At 28.4% G+C, this 19346-nt stretch carries 9 protein-coding genes; 8 read left to right on the top strand and 1 reads right to left on the bottom strand.

Going from position 1 to position 19346, the window contains the following annotated elements:
• Positions 1-94: 94 nt before the first annotated feature.
• The 7 genes from ACWXVP_RS02905 to ACWXVP_RS02875 all read left to right on the top strand — a co-directional run bounded on the left by ACWXVP_RS02905 (position 95) and on the right by ACWXVP_RS02875 (position 17094).
• Positions 95-1225, top strand: coding sequence for an oligopeptide/dipeptide ABC transporter ATP-binding protein (locus tag ACWXVP_RS02905; protein WP_438340873.1), 1131 nt, complete (start codon positions 95-97; stop codon positions 1223-1225).
• Positions 1215-3722 carry an ATP-binding cassette domain-containing protein gene (locus ACWXVP_RS02900; protein WP_456012979.1) on the top strand — a complete coding sequence of 836 codons (2508 nt, stop codon included), beginning with the start codon at positions 1215-1217 and terminating at the stop codon, positions 3720-3722. The genes ACWXVP_RS02905 and ACWXVP_RS02900 overlap by 11 nt, the downstream gene beginning before the upstream one ends.
• 96 nt (positions 3723-3818) lie before the next feature.
• Entirely contained in the window at positions 3819-4325 is a 507-nt protein-coding gene (locus ACWXVP_RS02895) for a hypothetical protein (protein WP_438340871.1), read from the top strand.
• 45 nt (positions 4326-4370) lie between these two features.
• Positions 4371-5099: a triose-phosphate isomerase gene (gene tpiA, locus ACWXVP_RS02890; protein ID WP_438340870.1), complete on the top strand. Its 729-nt coding sequence runs from the start codon at positions 4371-4373 to the stop codon at positions 5097-5099.
• 384 nt (positions 5100-5483) lie between these two features.
• Complete coding sequence (locus ACWXVP_RS02885) at positions 5484-9239, top strand: hypothetical protein (protein ID WP_456012977.1); 3756 nt, start codon at positions 5484-5486, stop codon at positions 9237-9239.
• A gap of 387 nt (positions 9240-9626) precedes the next feature.
• The gene (locus tag ACWXVP_RS02880; RefSeq protein ID WP_456012975.1) at positions 9627-13214 is read left to right on the top strand and encodes a hypothetical protein; all 3588 of its coding nucleotides are present in this window, start codon (positions 9627-9629) and stop codon (positions 13212-13214) included.
• Between the two features lie 181 nt (positions 13215-13395).
• Positions 13396-17094, top strand: coding sequence for a hypothetical protein (locus ACWXVP_RS02875; RefSeq protein WP_456012973.1), 3699 nt, complete (start codon positions 13396-13398; stop codon positions 17092-17094).
• A 214-nt stretch (positions 17095-17308) separates the two neighbouring features.
• Here ACWXVP_RS02875 and ACWXVP_RS02870 read toward each other — a convergent pair whose 3' ends face one another.
• A complete protein-coding gene (locus ACWXVP_RS02870) occupies positions 17309-17587 on the bottom strand; it encodes a transposase (RefSeq protein ID WP_456012981.1) in 279 nt (92 codons plus the stop codon).
• Between the two features lie 393 nt (positions 17588-17980).
• Here ACWXVP_RS02870 and ACWXVP_RS02865 point away from each other — a divergent pair.
• Positions 17981-19346, top strand: a 1366-nt coding sequence (locus tag ACWXVP_RS02865; RefSeq protein ID WP_456012971.1) for a DNA methyltransferase, incomplete at its 3' end; no start/stop codon positions are given.

Raw genomic sequence — 19346 nt, 5'->3', positions numbered from 1 at the left:
TATTATTACTATCATTATCGCTAAACTTTATGGCTCTCGGTATTCATGATGCCCTTGATCCTAGAGTAATAACTAAGGGAAAGAGAAAATAATTATGTCACAAATTAAAAAACAAACTACTCAAAAGCGATCATATTTATATTCTAGATTTCAATCGCAAGAAATAATGGAAGATGATAAATTGTTAGAAGTAAGAAATTTACATGTAAGTTTTCCAGCAGGCAGAAAAAAAACTATTCATATTGTTCGTGGTGTTGACTTGGATGTTAAACGTGGGCAAATTGTAGGATTAGTTGGTGAATCAGGCTCTGGCAAATCAGTAACATCAAAAACGTTAATTAATGTTAATGAGAATGGAATTATAAGCGCTGATAAAATTCAAATTGGTGATTTGGAACTAAGCAACATTTTTAAAAAAGAAAAATATTGGCAAATTGTTCGAGGTCAAAAAATTGGATATATTCCTCAAGACCCCTTAACATCGCTAAACCCAACTCGCACCATTGGGAAACAATTATTAGATGCACTTAATAATAATACTGAGTGAAGTGCTAAAACATATACTGAAAAAAAATCCTATTTATTAGGTTTACTAAAAACATTTGGTTTAAGGGATGTCGAAAAGATTTTTAGTGCTTATCCTCATACACTGTCAGGTGGTATGAAACAAAGAATTGTTATTACTATGGTAGTTGCTCTTAAACCAGATTTAATTATTGCTGATGAGCCAACTACTGCTCTTGATCCTACTGTTCAGGCTAGTGTTCTCGCTTTATTTGAAGAAATTAGACAAAAAATGGGGATTTCCATTATCTTAATTAGCCATAACATTTCCGTCATTGCGAAATTCTGCGATTATATTTATGTTATGTATGCCGGAAGAATTGTTGAAAAAGGTTCGAAAGAAGAAATTTTTACACAACCCGCCCACCCATACACATGAGCTTTAATATCTGCTATTCCTGAATCAAAAGAGGAAAAATTGTATAACATTAAAGGAACGCCACCAGATATGGCTAACCTTCCTGTTGGTGACCCTTTTGCTCCTCGTAATGATTACGCTCTTGAAATTGATTTTATTAAAGAACCTCCTTTAATCCCAATAACCGAAACACACTCAGCCGCTACTTGATTATTAAGTCCTGAAGCACCGAAGGTTGAACTCACAAAAGATCTACAAAATCGTTTAGAATTATTTAAAAAGGCATTTCAAAATGAAAAATAAAGAAGAAAGAAAAGTTATATTATCAATTGATAATCTTAAAAAATATTTTGTTAGTCAAGGTATCATTAATAAAGCTGTTGATGGTGTATCTTTTGATCTTCATGAAGGAGAAATTGTTGGTCTTATTGGTGAGTCTGGTTCAGGGAAGACAACTGTTGGTAGAACAATATTAAGACTTTATGATGACTATAATGGATTTGTGCGACTAGAAGATAAAATAATTTCAGGTAAGCATATTAGCCTATCGCTTAAAAAATATCTACGTAAAAACGTTCAAATGATTTTTCAAGATCCTCATGCTTCTTTAAATAGTCAACAAAATATTTATACAATCCTAAGAGAACCGTTATTAGTCAACGGTATAATGAAAACTAAAATAAATGATATTTTCAAAGATTGGTTAGAAGTCAAAAAAACATTTAAATATACATTTCAAATTCAAGCCATGAAGCTAGAACTTCAAAATTATCAAGAAATTAACCGCCTTGCTAATCCTTTCTTTTCAAAATGAAAAAAGGCATTCGCTGATTTTAAATTAGATGAGGAATTGAGCCGTGAAGATAACTTTTCGTTGTTTTATGCTTACCTAGAAGAAAAACAAAGAATGGAAAGTTTGATTATTAATAATATGTATTCAAACGCTTCGTCGTTGATAAATTTCTATTATGAAATGCAATCTAAATACCGTCGCGAAGAATTATCTAAGGAAGAATTAGCATATCGAAAAGCACAAGAAGAATTTAAGAAAATTAGTAAATTAAGTTGTTTATCTTGCGAACAATATGATGATGTGAAGGAATTGGAATATCTTCTTACTAAGAAAAAACAACTAATAAAAGAGCATAAACATCAAATTTATATTTCTAAAAATACGTTTAGTAACTTCTGTGTGGAAAATAAAAATGAAAGAGGCTTAGTGAATATTGCACGACTAATGTCTACTGATTTAGATTTCTATTTGTATAATTTAAAAAATGAATATCTATTCAAAGCAAGAGTGATGACCTTGAATTCATTAAAAAAATGTCTAACATTTTTACATTATGAAGATATAAAACAATTGGTTAAAGAGCTTGAAAGTTATGTTTTGAACTTTTATAATACACATTTAGAAAAAATTGAGTATTCAAAGATAATGTTAGCGCAAATTAAGCAAACATTAAAAGAAAATTTTAAGTTTGATTTTTCTAAATATACTGAAATTTCCAATAGAAATGAGCAAAACTTTCGCGATGAATTAGAACAATTAAATTCACAAATATCTACTTTAAAGCAAAGAATAGCGCTAAAACAAATTCCACAATATTCACATCAAGAATTGTCACAAGCGCATAAAAAACTTAAAGAGGCCAAAGAACTGTATTTGCAAGGTCGCTCTAACTTCTTAGTAAGTTATAAGAAAATTATTGATGACTTGTATCAACAAATCCAAATTGAAAAGGCAGAGTATCAACGCTTAGTGGCTGATCAAACTATTTGCAATGATTTATACAAAAAACATAAATTTGAATTCATAAAATATGTTAAAAATCTTTATGATACTAAAATTAATTCTCTAACCGAGAAATATAACGTATTAAAAGAATCACTAAAAGCAAAACCTAATGACCTAAATATTTTTAAAACAAATAAAGATATCAAAAGGATTCTTGAAAAAATTCAGGCTATCAAAAAAGATAAAGATACTGTTGTTAAAATGTATAACTCTGATATTGCCTTGAAAGAGGATACGTTAAAATCATTTAATATCGAAAGAGATTATTTAAGAAAAGACATTAAGCGTATTTATCTATTACTTGGCATTGATTATAAATGAGTTGAATTAAATCTTAATAAGAAAAATAGCGAAAATGTTGACGTTCATCATACGAAATGGTCTAAAAGATTTAATCTTTATGATTATAAGTTTTCATTTCCATTTGCTAAATATTTAATTTCAGAATTATTGTATAAAATGATTATTTATCGTTCTCTTGAAGATGTTGGTTTATTAAAACAATTTGCATATCGCTATCCACATGAATTTAGTGGCGGACAATTACAACGTATTGTTATTGCTCGTGCATTGATTACTGAACCAAAAGTTATTGTTGCCGATGAACCAATTGCTTCTCTTGACATTTCTATTCAGGCGCAAGTTGTTAATTTGTTAAAAGATTTATGTATTAGAAAAAATATTGGTTTAATATTTATTGCCCATGATTTGAGTATGATTGAATATGTTGCAGATAATGTGCAAATTATGCATTTAGGCAAGATTGTAGAAAGCGGTAAAACGGAAGCTATTTATAATAATCCTTTACACCCATATACAATTAATTTGTTTAAGGCAATTCCCAAAATATCAAATGCTAATGAAAAGTTTCAAAATGTTTCATTTAATATTGATTATATTTATGAGCAACAGTTTCCAAATATGCCAATTAATTATCAAGTCGATAAAGAACATTGAATATACGGAACAAAAGAACAAATTGCAAAATGAGTTAAAAAATAGTTTAACTAAACATTAGACGAATAATATTGTCTAATGTTTTTTTATCTGTTTTAATTATAATTAATTAAGTATAATTAGTAATTAAAGAGAACAGATATGAAGAAAAAAAATTATAGAAAAAGTCAATATAGAAAATCTGGAAGTTATTGATCACGAAGCTGAACACTAGGTAATATTATTTATTTTTTTATTTCAATTTTTTTAATGATTTTAATGATATTATTAACAGGTTTTTTAAAAAAGCAGAGTTCTGTAAAAATAACATGGTCTAATGCAATTAGTGTTGGTTGTGTAACTGTTATGGGTATTGGCTTATTGGTCTTAATTTCTCGTAGCGGATTTGGTAAAGGATTGGCCTCGCCGATATTAAGCTTTTATCATAATTATCGCATTAACATGCGTGCCAAGGCTAAATATTATTCTGGTATGAATCAATTTGAAAAAGATAAGATTTTAAATAGTGAAAGAAATGCTTATAATATCGAACAAGCAAAAAAAAGCAAGAACAAAAATATTTTAGGATCAACTAACTTGGCTTCATATCTCATTATCGGCATTTCCTCCCTTACACTAGTTATTGGTATGCTAGCAATACATTTATAAGAATTTTAATTAATAATAAATTAAAAAACAAAAGAAGGAATTTTTATGAAATATTTAATCGGAAATTTTAAGATGAATAAAACTTTTTTAGATGTCGAATCTTATATCGATGCTCTTGATTATCTCATAGATGAAAATAAAGCCAAATTAAATAACATTAAGATTGGCATTGCCCCTTCATTTGATAGCACATATATAGCTTATAATAATCCTCAGCGTAGTTATTTATTTGGATTGCAAAATATATTCCATGAATTAAATGGTGCTTATACTGGTGAAGTATCGCTTAATGTGGCAATTGAAGCAAATGTTGATTTTGTAATTATCGGGCATAGTGAAAGAAGATTATTATTTAGCGAAACTGATGAATTAATCAACCAAAAAATATTGCATCTTAAAAAAACTAATATTAAAACTATATTATGTATCGGGGAATCGATAAACGAATTCGAAACTGGCCGTACGTTTGATGTTTTACAAAAGCAAATCCAAAGCGCCCTAAAAGGCATTAGTGATTATAATAATTTAATTATTTCATATGAGCCTGTTTATTGTATTGGTAATGGAATTATTCCAAAGGTTGAACATATCCAAAATGTTGTAAATTTTATTCACAATGAATTGGATAAAAATGTTCCTGTTTTATATGGTGGCTCTGTTTGCTTTAATAGTATAGAAAGATTGGAACAAGTAAAGAATTTGAGCGGATATCTTGTTGGAAAGGGTTCGCTAAATGCAAATGACTTTGTATCGCTAGCATTAAAAATTAAATAAAATAATGAGTTTTAGCATATAAATTTTATTTTCTTTTACTTAGAGCCATAAATTATGAAGCAAGACAATTTTAAGAAGCATAACTATTTACAAAATTAAAAAATGAAATTTAAAAAAATTAAAATTCAACTTATTTTAAGTTGTTTTTTAATTTTAATGATGTATGAATCTCTTATAATATAAAGACATAAACTTATAAAAAATATGTTATTAAAATTGATTACTATTAAAAATATTTAGGAAATATTATAATTTTTTTCTCGTGCTCTATACAATATAAGTGCATATATAAATTATTGTATTAATATAAAAAACATTGATTTTAGTCATAAAAAAGCATAATGTTATATATGTTTTGATGAAATATTTTATAAAGGAATAATTATGATGAAAAGAAAAAAACTAGTGTTGGCATTGTGTTTAACATTGTCAGCTAGCTTGGTTATTGCTGGAGCAACAGCAATAACTTATACGTCGATTAAAAAAAGCAATCAAATAAGGCTTCAAAGAGATTTATTGATTGCCGAAAAAACAAAACTTGTTAATCAAAAGCAAGCGCAATTAGAATCTGCAAAAGATAAGTTAACAAAAGCGCAAGATAAACAAAAAGAATTGAGTAAGAAAATTAGCGATATTGAAAGAAATATTAAAAATATTCAATCTTCAAATCAAGATATCCAAGATAAGATAGACCAAGCTAGTTTGAATTTAGTTAGCAAGGAAGCAGAACTTAGCACTTCTAATAGTGCTTTAGAGATGGCGAGGACTAAGTTAGAAGATGCTAAACAAGAGCAGAAAAAAATTCAATCTGACTTTAATAGCGCCAAAAAACTTTTTGATGAAAAATTAGAAAATTTTAATTTAAAAACAGCGCAATTAGAAGAAGCTAATAAGTTATTAAAAGAAGCAAAAACAAAGAAAGAATTAGCACAGAAGCAATTGGAAGATGCCAAAATTTTAAGTCAACAAAAATCAGGGGAATTAATTCAAAAGGAACAGTCCTTACCACAATTAATGCAAGCTATTCAAGATGCTACTGATGAGAAGAAAAATGCTTCGGATAAGGCAAGTAAGGTTTCTACTGAGTATGAATCAAAAAAGAAAGATCTAGATAGCATAACAAGCGAATTAGATCAATTAAAAACGCAGCAAAATCAACTTTCTGATGAATATATGTTAGCTAAGCAAAAATTAGATGGATTATCAGAAGCAGTTGCAAATAATGAAAAACGCATTGAAGAAGCTGTTAAAAAAATCAAAGAAACTGACAATACGATTACTTTAAAAACAGAAGAAGTAAATAATTTATCTAATGATATAGAAAAAATTAGAGAACCTCACAACACTGTTTTAATGCAACTAGATGAAGCAAAAAAACACTTGTCGATAAGCGATGAAGATTTAAAACAAAAGACAGAATCATTTAACAATGCTAATCAAGCCTTGTTAGAAGCACAACAAGAATTACAAAATGCTAAACAAGAGATAGTTGATGCAAAACAAAATCTAGATCAAAAAACAATAGAATTAGCCCAAAACGAAGAAGAAAAAAATAGACTTGAAAAAGAAAAAGAAGTTCTTGAAAATAATCAAAGCGATTTACGCCAAAAATTTGATGATCTGCAAATGCAAGAACAAGAGGCACAAGTTAAATTTGAAGAAAAGAAAGATGAGTTAGAACAAGTTTTAAAAGAATATGCACAAGTGGCTCAACAATTTGAACAAGCACAACAAAAAGTTGCCGAAATAGAGCAGCAAAGATTGGAAGCCTTGAAGAAAATAGAAGATGCTACAAATGCACCACAAACTAAACCAGTTGAAATTCAAGAATTAAAAAATAAAATAACCGAAATACAGCGTTCATTAGAAGAAATTAAAAATAAACAAGATCAAGACCAAAAAATATCGGATGATGCAAAGCAAAAATTTCCGCAATTAGATGCTAAATACCAGTCTAAACTGCAAGAAAAAACCGAGATTGAAGAACAATTGGCAGAAAAAAGAAATAATGAGAACGAAGCTAAAAGCGAACTAGATCAAAGAATTTTAGAATTAAGTCAAAAAGAAACTGCTAAGAGTGAAGCAATGCAAGCGAAGCAGGAAGCTGAGCAAAACAAAAATACATTAGCTCAGGAAATTTTAGTTTTAGAAGGCGAATTAGTTAAATTAGAAGCTAAAATTACTAGTGCAAATGCTGAATATGAAAAAGCCGAAAAAGAAGCCCAAGAGGCTAAAGCGGAATTTAATAAGATACAAAAAGAGAAAAATAGACTTTTTGAAAAAGTTATAGATTTAACAAAAAAATTAAATGCAAAAAAAATTGATTTTGCTGAATTTTCAAAAGCTGATAAAGAAGCTTTTAATTATCTTAAAAATACCTTTAATCCCGCAATGACTAAATTAAGCAACAAAGAGCGAGAAAGAAATAATAAAAAGACTAGTAAGGATAATTTAGAAAAACAAAAAGTCAAAACACAGGAATCTGTTAACACTAAAAAACAAGAACTAGAAAATGCTAAAGCACAAATAGCAGAGAAGGACGAATTATTAAGACGTCTAGAAGCTGAATTAGAAAGCTATAATAACGCCAAAAGTGAGGCAAGTGCCAAGTATAATTCTGCTTTAAATACTTTGAAAGCTACGGAAGAGAAAGCTAGAGTTACTCTTGCTGAAACAAATACACTTCAAGCGGAAGTTGAGGCTCTATTAAAGGCTCAAAATGATGCTGATACAGCTATTGAACAAGCCAAAAATGAAATTGATGCTAAAAATGAAGAAATAGAGCAAACTAATAAACTAATCGAGCAAGCTGAAAAAGATTTAGCTGACGCAAATGAAAATAAAGCGAAAGCGCAACAAGCCTTGGATGAAGCTAATCTTAAGAAAACAGAAGCCGAAGCTGAAAAAGCCAAAATTGAACCAGAATTTAAATCAAAATCAGAAGAAAAGGCTCAAAAAGAGGAAGCATCTAGTGTAGCTGAAGGCGCTTACCAACAAATTAAGCAACAAAAGGATAGTTATTTCGAAAGCTTAGAAGAATTAACAACCGAGATTGCTCAAACAAAAAGTAATATAAACCTACAAAAAAATATTATTTCCAAAGCTAAAGAAGCGCTTGAAGCAGCAAAAACTAGAAATGAAGAATCCACAAAAAGAGAAACTAGTGCATTAACTGATTTAACTCAAAAAACAAAGGAATTTGAGGAAAAACAATTAGCTAAAAATGAATCTGAAAAAAATAATCAAGACTTAGTTCAAAAGAAAAATGAAGCCCAGAAAACCTTTGATGAATCTGATCATAATTTCCAACAAAAAACAAGAAACTTGGAGCAAGCGACAAATGATTTAAAAACTGCGCAACAAGAAAATAAGGAAGCTAAAAAAGAAAAACAAGCTGCGGAGGCTGATTTAGAAATTGCTAAAACTGATCTTTCTAACAAAAGAATGCAAGCACAAGAAAATGCAAGTAGAGCCAAAATGAAATTAGATGAAAAGACTAAGGAAGTTGATTCAAAAATCGAGGCAGTAAATCAAGTTAAAAGCATTGAATCTAAGGCAAAGGAAGCTAAAGATATTGCTGATCAAAAACATAATGAAGCAATTCAAAAATTTAATGATGCTAATAGTAATTTAAGTAATACAAATAAACAAATAAAAGAAATAAAAGAGGCTATAGCAAAAGCTAGCGAAACAATTGCCAACGCACCCCAAGAAATTGAAAATATAAGTAAAAACATTTCCCAACAAGAAAAAAATATTCAAGAAAAGCAAAATGCTGTAAATGTTGCATTGCAAGAAAAACAAGCCGTTCAATTTCCTAAGGAAATGAAGGAAAAACTGCTAGATGATGCAAATAAAAAAATAGAGAAACAACAAAATGATGTTGAATCTAAAACAAATTTAATAACTGAAATAAATAAAGAATTAGAAGATATTAAAAATCAAAAAGCAGAAGCCGAATCAAAAATCAATAATTTTGGTACTAAAATTCAACAAGAACTAAAAAATAAAGAATTAGCACAAAAAGAATTAGATAAACTTACTAGTGAAGTTAGTCAAAAAATTCAGGATGTCGCAGAAAAAACCGAGAGTCTAGAAGCTGCTAAACAAGATTTACTAAAAGCCACCCAAACAAGATAAAAAATATTTTTAAGTAAAACAACCAATTTCATTTAGAAGTTTCTTGTTTTACTTTTTTATTTATCTTAATATATGACATGTTAAAACATGCGAAATAAGAAAAAATACAAAATAAAACAGAAAATAGATAAGGTGATAATTAAATAATTTATTAGCACTAATCCTAAAAAAAGCGCAAGAAAAGCATAAAAAATGAGTATAAAGTACCATTTATTATCTGTTTTTTAGTATATGTCTTACTATATATATATATATATATATATTGTTTTGATTAAAAACCGATATTAGGCTAGTTTATTTTTATATTAAATAATTTATATATATACATTAAAATAAAGCATTTTTTATAGGTGGTATTGTAATGAAAAAAAGAAAATTACCTTAGCATTGTGTTTATCATTATCGTCTGCTTTAGTTGTGGCAGCTGGTTCTGTTTTTGTTTATAGTATAAGCAAAAAACAAGATAGCTCTAATTTGCAATCTTTAAATAAAAAGGTTATTGAGCAGAAGGAAAGAGAATTATCTCTTGCTAAAAACATGCTGTTAAAGCTAAAAAATAAGAAAAAAATATTAAACAAAAAAATTAATGAAATAAATAAAAATATCGAAAATTTTGAGGCTTTAAATGCGGAATCTCAGGATAAATTAAAGCAAATAGAAAATGAGACTATAAAAAAAGAAAATGAAGTTTTAGAACATAGTCGGATTTTAGAAGAAATAAAAAAACAACTAGATAATCTAAAATCACAGCACGAAAAAACCATATCGGATTTTAAAAAAGCAGAACAAGTTTTTGAAGAAAAAGCTAAGAAATTAGCATTAAAAACTAAGGAATTAGAGCAAGCTAAAAAGGACTTAGAGCAAACTAAGAATCAAAACAAGTTACTTCAAGAAGAGTTAAACAGATTACAAGCTGATGTCCAAACAAAAATGAATGATTTAGAGTCACAAAAGCGTATAAAAGATAGCGCTAATCAAGTCATACAAACAGTAAAAGAAAATATAAAACAAGTTACTGAGGAACAAGATAAGGCCAACAAAAATCTTTCAGGAAAACAGCAAGAACTAACAGCTTTAAAAGATGAGCTTGAAAAATTAAAGCAAAAACAAAAAGAAGCTCAATTAAATTATCAAGAAGTAGAAAATAAAATAGATTCCCTAAGCAAACAAATAAGCGATGTTGAAGCACTTATAGAGCAATTAACAAAAGAACTAGAAAAAAAGTCTAGTGAGGCAAGCATTAAACAAGAAGCAGTCGATGTTGCAACAAATGAATTGCAAGCTGCATTAGAAAAACAAAAAGAAGCGATACAAAAATTAGAAGAAGCAAAGAAAAATTCACAACAAAGTGCAAATGAATTAGAACAAAAAGCTAAGAATTTAGATATGGCTAAGAAATCATTGGATATTGCATTAGAAAATCAGCAAAAAGCTAAAGATGAATTTGAAAGTGCAAAAACAAATGCTAAGTTAAAAGAATCTGATTTGACTCAAAAAAGTAATGAAAAACAAGCAATTCAAGAAGAAATACAAGAAGCTAAGCAAGAAAAAGATAAGCTGCAAAAGGAGTTTGATAGGCTAGCTGAAGAAGAAAATAATGCAAGTATTGAATTGGAAAATAAAAAAGATTCTTTAGAAAAAATCAATAAACAACATGCACAATTAACAGAAGAAATACAGCAAGAAGAATTAAAAAATCAGCAAATTAAGCAACAAGAAGAACAAAAGCAGCAACAATTATCTAACGCCATTAAAAATATACAAGACAAAGAAGCAGAAGGAAAGACAAACAATTCTGAATTAGCACAAGCTCAAGCGGAACTAGAAAAAGAAAAGCAAAACTTAATGGAAGTTGAAAATTCAAAGCGCAAAACTGAATCAGAATTAGAGCAGGCTTCAAAAAATGTTGATACTATAACACAGCAAAAATCAAAGCTTGAGGCCGAATTACAAAGCGCAAAAGAAAAAGCCAAAAATGCCAAAGATGATTTAGATAAGAAAATTGAAGAATTAAAATTGAAACAAAGCGCAAAAGAAGAGGCCAATAAAGTTAAGGAAGAAGCCGAATCTAAAAAATCCAATATTGATAAAAAATATAATAAATTGTGAGATGAATATCAAAGATTACATTCTGAGGTAAACCGTAAAAAATATGAACTAGATCAAATATCGGTTGAAATTGATGACTTAGAATTAAAAATTTCAGATGCTGATTATAATGATGAATATGAAAGAGAGCATTTAGAGAACGAACTAGCACAAAGAAAACAAGAAGCAGTTCACCTTGAAAATGAATTGGGATGACTCAAAAAGCAAGAAGAAGATGCTAGAAATGCCTTAGATGATAATAAAAAAGTCCAAGAACAAGCGGCCCAAGAATTAGTCCAAAAAGAAAAAGTATTTAAAAAAGCAGAAGAAGAGTGGAAGCAAGCTGAATCATCAAAAGAGCAAGCAAATAAAGCTTATGAACAAGCTAATGAAGAAAAAACAACTAAAGAAACACAAGTTTCGCAAAAAGAATCGCAATTAAATGGGCTTCAAAAAACTAAAGAAGAATTAACAAATAAAAAGAATGAAGTTAATGATTCATTTAAAAGCGCTACAAGTAAGGTTCAAGATGTTGAATCTAAAATACAAAAATTAAATGAGAATAATAAAAAAATACAGCAAAATATTGAACAGGAAACACAAAAGAAACAAAAAATTGAAGAAGAAATAGAAAGTATAAATCAGCAAAAAACTAATTCGCAACAAGAACTAAAAAAACTAAAAGAATCACTTGCACAAAAAACAGAGGAAATGACTGAGGCAGAACGTGCTAAAAATGATGCTCAAACAATATTTGATGATGTAAAAAAACAAAAGCAAAATGTTGATGGTCAATTATCTTCTATTTCAACTATAATTGCACAAAAAACTAGTGATTTAAATCAAAAATCAAATGAAATTTCTGAAGCAATGCAAGCATTAGGAGAAGCAAAAACTAAAAGTGAACAAGCTAAGAAAAAACATGATGATGCAAATGCGAAAGTGGAACAAAATAGAAGCAATGTGCAAACCAATCAACAAGAAGTAGATGCAGCAAAGCAAGAAAATCAACAAAACCTTATAACTGAAAGCAATATTCAAAATAAACTAAGTAATTTAGAAGAAGAAATTAAGCAAAAAAGAGAATCATTAGAACAAAAAACCAATGAATTAGATGATGTTAAACAAAAAATGGCAGCTGTAGCACAAAAGAAAAAAGATGCAGAAATGCTACTGCAAAAATTACTAGAAGATAAAAAACAAGCTGAAGAACTAAGAAAAGAAAAAGAAGAAAAATTAACTCAAGAAAATGATAAAGTTACCCAAAAAATAAAAGATGTTAAACAAAAAGATGATGAATTTAAGGAAGCTAAAGAAGCAAAGGATGCTATTGATAATAAATTGCTCGAACTAGAAAATGAACTAATGAATAGAATGAAAGAATTAAAAAAAGCTAATGATGAAATTCCTCTCTTAAACGAGTTAATCAAAAAAGCTAAGGAAGATATTTCAAAAGTTCAACATCAAATTGAAGAGCAAAATAAGAACATTAGTTTACAAAAAAAGAATATTGAAGCTAAAACAAATAATAAAAATCTTCTTTTGCAAGAAACACAAGCATCGCAGTTTTCAAAAGAAATTATTAAAAAGCAATTAGATGAGGAGTCTAAAAATATTGCTAACTATGAAAAACAACAAAAGGAAAAAGAAAATTCCTTATCGATATTAGCACAGAAATTAAAAGACCTTAATAATCAAAAAACAAAGAATGAAAAAAATATAGATCAAATAGTTAATTCGATTAATCAATTATCAAAAATTAAGGATGAGACACACCAAGAGTTAAATAAAATTAATAAGGAAGTTAATAAGAAGAATCAAGAAGTTTTGCAAATAACAAATAAGCTGGATGAATTAAAAAAAGATTTGAATAAATTAAAAAGATAGCAATTTTTTTAAAACATGATAAAAAGAGGCGGCATACAGCCTCTTTTTATCATTATTTCATAATGATACATAAACACTGGTAGCAAGTTTGCAAAAAAAAAAAAAAAAATGTTAATATTTTCTTGAAAAATCTTGGGCATTTTACAAAAGCTAATTTTATCAAAGAGAGGTATAAGAAATTATGAATAAAAATGTAGAAGAAAACAAAGTAAAAAGAAAAAAACGTAATGTTATTTTATTAACATCAGCTTTATTGGCAGCATCAATTACAACCGGAGCTATTGCAGCCTTTTATCTTACAAACAAAAATAAGCATGATAAAAAAGCCTTTTTGGCTTTGGAGATAAAAGACCAAAAAATTACTGCAAACTCAGCGATCTTTCATTTAAAAAATATTGATAAAAATGATGACACTAACCGTTCTTTTTCAGTTTTATTTTATGCTAAGAAAACTCCTTATAATGTGCAAAGAAAGACGCATGTTATTAATAAAGAAGAAAAATCTATGTCATTTGGGATTAATAATGAAAAACCTTTATATCCAGATACTGATTATGAGTTTCAGATGATTTATAATGGTGAAACAGTTTTAATTCATCACTTTAAAACTTTGAAGCTAGAGGAAAAAGACAAGCAAGCAGAACTTGATAAAGCAAATAAAGATCTAGAAGAAGCAAAAAAAGCTAGAGAAAAGGCATTACAAGATCTAGAGCAAGCTAAGAAAAACGCTTTATTAAAAAATAATGATGTTATTTCCAAAACCAACGAGCTAAGTGAAGCAAATAAGAAACTAGAAGAAGCCAAAAAATCTAAAGATGAATTGGAAAAACAATTACAAAGTATTAAGGAAAAAATTAAGGAATTTGAAAAACAAAAAAAAGCAGCCGAACAAAATAAGCTACTAACAAATAATAATGTAATTTCCACCACTAAAGAAGTTGAGCGTTTAACCAAAGAACTTGAAGAAGCAAAAAAAGCCCTAGAAGAGGCAAAAAATAAAAAAGATAAGGCTAATTCAGATCATGATAGCGTTAATAAAGATGCTATTCTAAAATCTGATGATTTAGCTAAAAAAGCCAAAGAGTTAGATGAAGCAAAAAAAGCATTGCAAGATGCGATAAATGCCCAAAACAGTGCTAATTCTGAATTTGAACAACAAGAGGAAAATATCAATAAAAAAATTAAGGATCTTAATTCAAAAACAGATGAATATAATAGTGCATTAAGGGCTAAAAATGAATCTGAAAAAGAAATAAATCGTATGCAAAATGAAGTTGCAGAGATAAATAGAATTCTTAATACTCTTGATACTGACAAAACCCGAATCAATAATGAGTTAAACAACGCTAAGCAACAATTAGCTTTAGCAAATCAAAAACTTGCAGATATACAAAAAGAAGCAAATGATGCTAGACAAAAAGCTGAAGACCTTACCAACAAAAATATAAGACTAAATAATGAAGTACAACAAGCTAATGAATTAGAAAAAGAGAATATTAATGATATAGCTCGTATTTCTAAGGATTTGCAAGATGCAAATTCTGAATTGTCAAAGGTAAAAGAAACTCAAAGCAATATTGCTGAACAAATAAAAGAATCCAATTTTGATTATGAGCAAAAACAACAAAATTTAAATCAAAAAACCAAGGAATTAGAAGAAGCTAAAAAATCGTTAGCACAAGCCACATCTGAAAACCGAGAAATTGAGTCTCAACTAGAAGAAGCAATAAGAAACACTAAGCAAAAAAATGATGACTTAATGCAGAAAAACAAAGCAAAAACCGACGCAGAAAATGATAGAAATAAATTTCAAAAAGAGCTAGATAGCGCATCAAAAAATGAGACTGATAAAGACCAATATGCTAATCAATTGAATAATGAGTATGAAATATTAAAGCAAGAACTAAAAAGGCTTCAAGGTCTAAAGGATAGCACAACAAGCGAAGTCGATAGAAGAAATGAAGATCTTGAAAAAACAATTAAAGATTTAGCACAAAAGCAAAAAGATATTGATCAAGCTAATAGGATGAAAGTAGAACAGGAGGGCATTAAAGAAAATCATAATAAAAAACTTAATGAATTGAATCGTGCTTATGAAGATTTAAAAACAAAAAATGGTTTGGAAGTTGATAAGCGTAACAAAGAAGATAAAGAACTGGAAAAGATATTAAGAAACAAGAATTCATTGGAAGATAAAAAACAAAAGGCATATCAAGCTTATTTGCAAAAAAAGGCTGACGTAGAGCAAAAAAGAAAAGATTGAATTAATTCAAAAAGAGGTAGAGATGAATATTTTATTAGGCAACATAAAGAATCTCTATATAATAAAGCTTTAAGAGAAGAACAAGAAGCTGAAAGAAAATGGTCGGATGCTAAAGACGAATATGATAAGCAAGAGAATAATGAAAATGTTATTTATAAAAAAATTGCTGAAATTAATAAAAATACAACTATTTTAACTAGTTCTCTCAAGAAATATGAAGACCAGATAAATCAGCAACAACATCTAATTGGTGAGGCTTCGCAAAAAATTTCAGAAATTGAAGCTGATATTACCAAGAAAACAAATGATAAAAGGATGCTAGAAGAATCTAAATCTAACAATGAGCAGCTAAAATCTCAATCTGTACAGAAACAAAATACAGCAATAAAGACCGTAAAGGATAAGGAAGAAGAAATTAAACAAAAATTTAGTAAATTAGAAGTTGCACGTGTTGAGGCAGAACAAGCTCGCCAGGCTAAAAAAGAGGCAGAACATCGATTGCAATCAGCTAAACAAGAACATGATGATAAAGATAAGCAACTTCAGAGCGCTCAAAAATTATTGCAACAAGCTAAGAACAAAGAGTCTTTCTTACAAGAAAAATTAAATGAATTAAAACAAAAGGTTAATAATGAGACAACTTTAGTATCTCAAAAGCAAGGCGCTGTTGATGACGCTAATAAGCGAATTCAAAAATCACTAAAAAGCAAGACAGATTTGGAAAAGAAATTGCAAAGTGCGAATGAAGAAGCTAGCATGAAACAAGAAGATGTCAATAAAAAAACAAAGGCTTTAGATGGTGCAAATGCTAAGCATCAAGAGTCGCAAAAAAATCATCAAGCGTTAATTCAAAAACAAACCGATATTCATAATAAATTGCAAGAGGCACTTAATAATATAACTCTGGCTAATCAAAAGTACCAACAAGAACTTGAAAACACAAATAATAAAAGTAAAGAAGTTGCTGATAAAAATAATGAATTAAAAAATAATGCTAAATTGATTGAACAAGCATCGCAAAATAAGGCAAAAACAGAACAAGATCTTATAAATTTAAATACTAATTTAGAAGAAAAAAAGAAAGAATTGGAAGATAAAAATAATAGTTTAAGTGAATTAAATCAGGCAATACTTCATGCTAATAGCCTTAAGGACAATGCTAAAAATAAGGTTAATTTAGCTAATCAAGATGTAAAAAATAAAACTGATTTATTAGCTCAGAAGCAATTAGATTATGAAAATGCTAAGAAATCAAATAATGATTCTTTATTTGATAAGAACAATATTCAAGGCCAAATAAAAGATGTTGAAAAAGACTTTGAAAATAAAACTCATGATTTGCATCAAAAGCAAAAACAATTAGATAAAGCGATTTTAGATAATGAAGAAGCAATCCAAAAAAATAAGGAAGCAGATTCTATGATTAACACAACGAATAATAATCTTCAGAATGCTTTATTAGAGGATTTAAAATTAAATAAGAAGATTTCCCAATCAAATAAGGAAATTAAACAAAAAGAATCTATTTCAAATAGTAAAATCGAAGAACTTGATAGGGCTAAAAAAGAGGCTTCAAAAGCTAATGGATTGCTAGAATCTCTTAATATGAAACATTAATAATCATATATTTTTAGGTAGTGTAGTAAATTTTGTGTAAATTTATCTCCTGCTTACTTTTTGAGTAAGACATTTGAGAATAGCAATCGCACAAATCTAAATTTATTAGACAAAAAACAACCGAACAACATGGCAAAATTGGATAAATTTTCTTCCAAATATGTTGTTTGGTTGTTTTAATTATTTAATCTTCTTTTTCAAAAATAATTTGTAACTAATTAAAAACAGATTCTCAATTAGGAATAACTTTATTTCATTTTTCTAACTGATTTTGAATTGCAAAATAAACTTTTTTTATTAAAGAGTCATAAGTAGGAAATGAAGTTTTGTTTCTTGATATTTTTCTAATATTTCTATTTAAATTTTCAATGACATTTGCTGCATAAATTAGCTTTATGATTTTGGTCGGAAAGTTAAAGAAAGTAATTAGTTCATCGATGTCTTTTCGCCAACTTTTAAGCGCATAGTGATATTTAGAATCTCATCGTTGGATTTGTGTTTCAATCTCTTACAAGTTCTTTTGTAATGATTCTATTTAAACATTTCTGCTGTTTTTATAATCTGTTAAGTTGTTTAACAATTAATCTTTTTTTGTAACTTTATCTTTAGTATTTTCTTAATTATTTAGAATCGCTGTTATTAGGATTGGCATTACCATTTTTGTGCTATACGAAATAACTGCTGTTGTATTTATGAATAGTAATAAAATACTTGCTAATGTCTATAAAATTTTGTTGTATTTCTTAACAATATCACCTTAACTTAGATAAAATTTTTATATAATTCAAACAAAATTATAGTTTTTTTGCTTCCCACAGCATAAGTGAACAAGATAAGAAATTTAATTATAGTTTTTGCAACAAAAAACCGCAAAGAAAGGACTAATATGGAACCAAAAATCACGTCATTAACTCAATGTTTATTAGATATACTTAAAGATAATAATAAGTATTATTCTTCTGAACAAAATAAGCTTTTATTAGGTAATATTTTTGCTGCAGTTAATAATCATGATAGCGATCTTTTGGAGATTCTTTATTCTAATGAATTAATACGCAAAAATTTCTTTGTTAAGGTTAAAGACATCTGAATTTTTAATGACAAAAAATTCATGGATTTTATCAACCTAAAAGACTTTATGCCTGATAGTTTTACTTCTTTTAAAAATCGCATTGGCCTAGTTGATGACAATGGACACTTTCTTGACGAAAGCAACGATGTTGTACTTTCATTTCCCTTCAAAGATTGTGTTTTAGTTGGCAATCAAGACAAAGACGACCAGAAATGTAGCGAGGTTATGCTCAATGAAACTCTTGGGCTTGATGATATTAACAGACTTCTTGATCCTAAAGTCCTAGTTAATGCAAAACGCTATAGCTCACAAGGAGTTGAACAAAACATATTATTTAATAAAAAAGATAATCTTATCATTAAAGGGAATAATCTTATAGCATTAAGCTCTATATTAAAGAGATATGAAGGAAAAGTTAAATGTATCTATATCGATCCGCCTTACAACACTGGCAATGATTCATTTAATTACAATGATAAATTCAACAATTCAACATGACTTGTCTTTATGAAGAACAGATTAGAGCTAGCCAAAAAATTATTAAGGGATGATGGAAGTATTTTTATAAGTATAGACGAAAATATGAAGTCATATTTAGATATTTTGATTAGAAGTTTGGGATTTGATTATTTTAAAGAGTTAATATGAGAAAGCGGAAAACCTTTTGGGTATAAAGCGACTAGCACTATATGGCCTCGCGTTCATGAAACAATCTACCATTTTTGTAAGGTGCGTAGTAAAATTTTTTATAAACCTACCTATACATTTGAATTATCAAGTTCAGGTTCTAAAATAATGACTTCAAGCATTATAAAAGCAAAGGAAAACGGGATTTATTCAATGGATTGGATCGTAGGAGCAAAACAAAGTGTAGGTTTTGGTGCGGGTCAAAAACCTGAAGAATTGATAAAAAAACTCCTTGATGCTACTACAAATGAGGGTGATATTATTCTAGATTTCTTTCTTGGTTCAGGAACAACCGCTGCTGTAGCACACAAAATGAATCGACAATATATTGGTATTGAGCAAATGGACTATATCGAAGACATCACGCTAGCAAGGCTTAAAAAAGTTATTGATGGTGAACAAGGCGGAATATCTCAGTTAGTAGGCTGACAAGGAGGCGGTTCATTTGTGTACTGCGAATTAGCCCAAAATACACAAAAATGAGTGGATTTGG

The sequence above is a fragment of the Mycoplasma sp. 1781 genome, from assembly GCF_053851675.1.
This window is presented reverse-complemented; position numbering and strand designations above follow the sequence as displayed.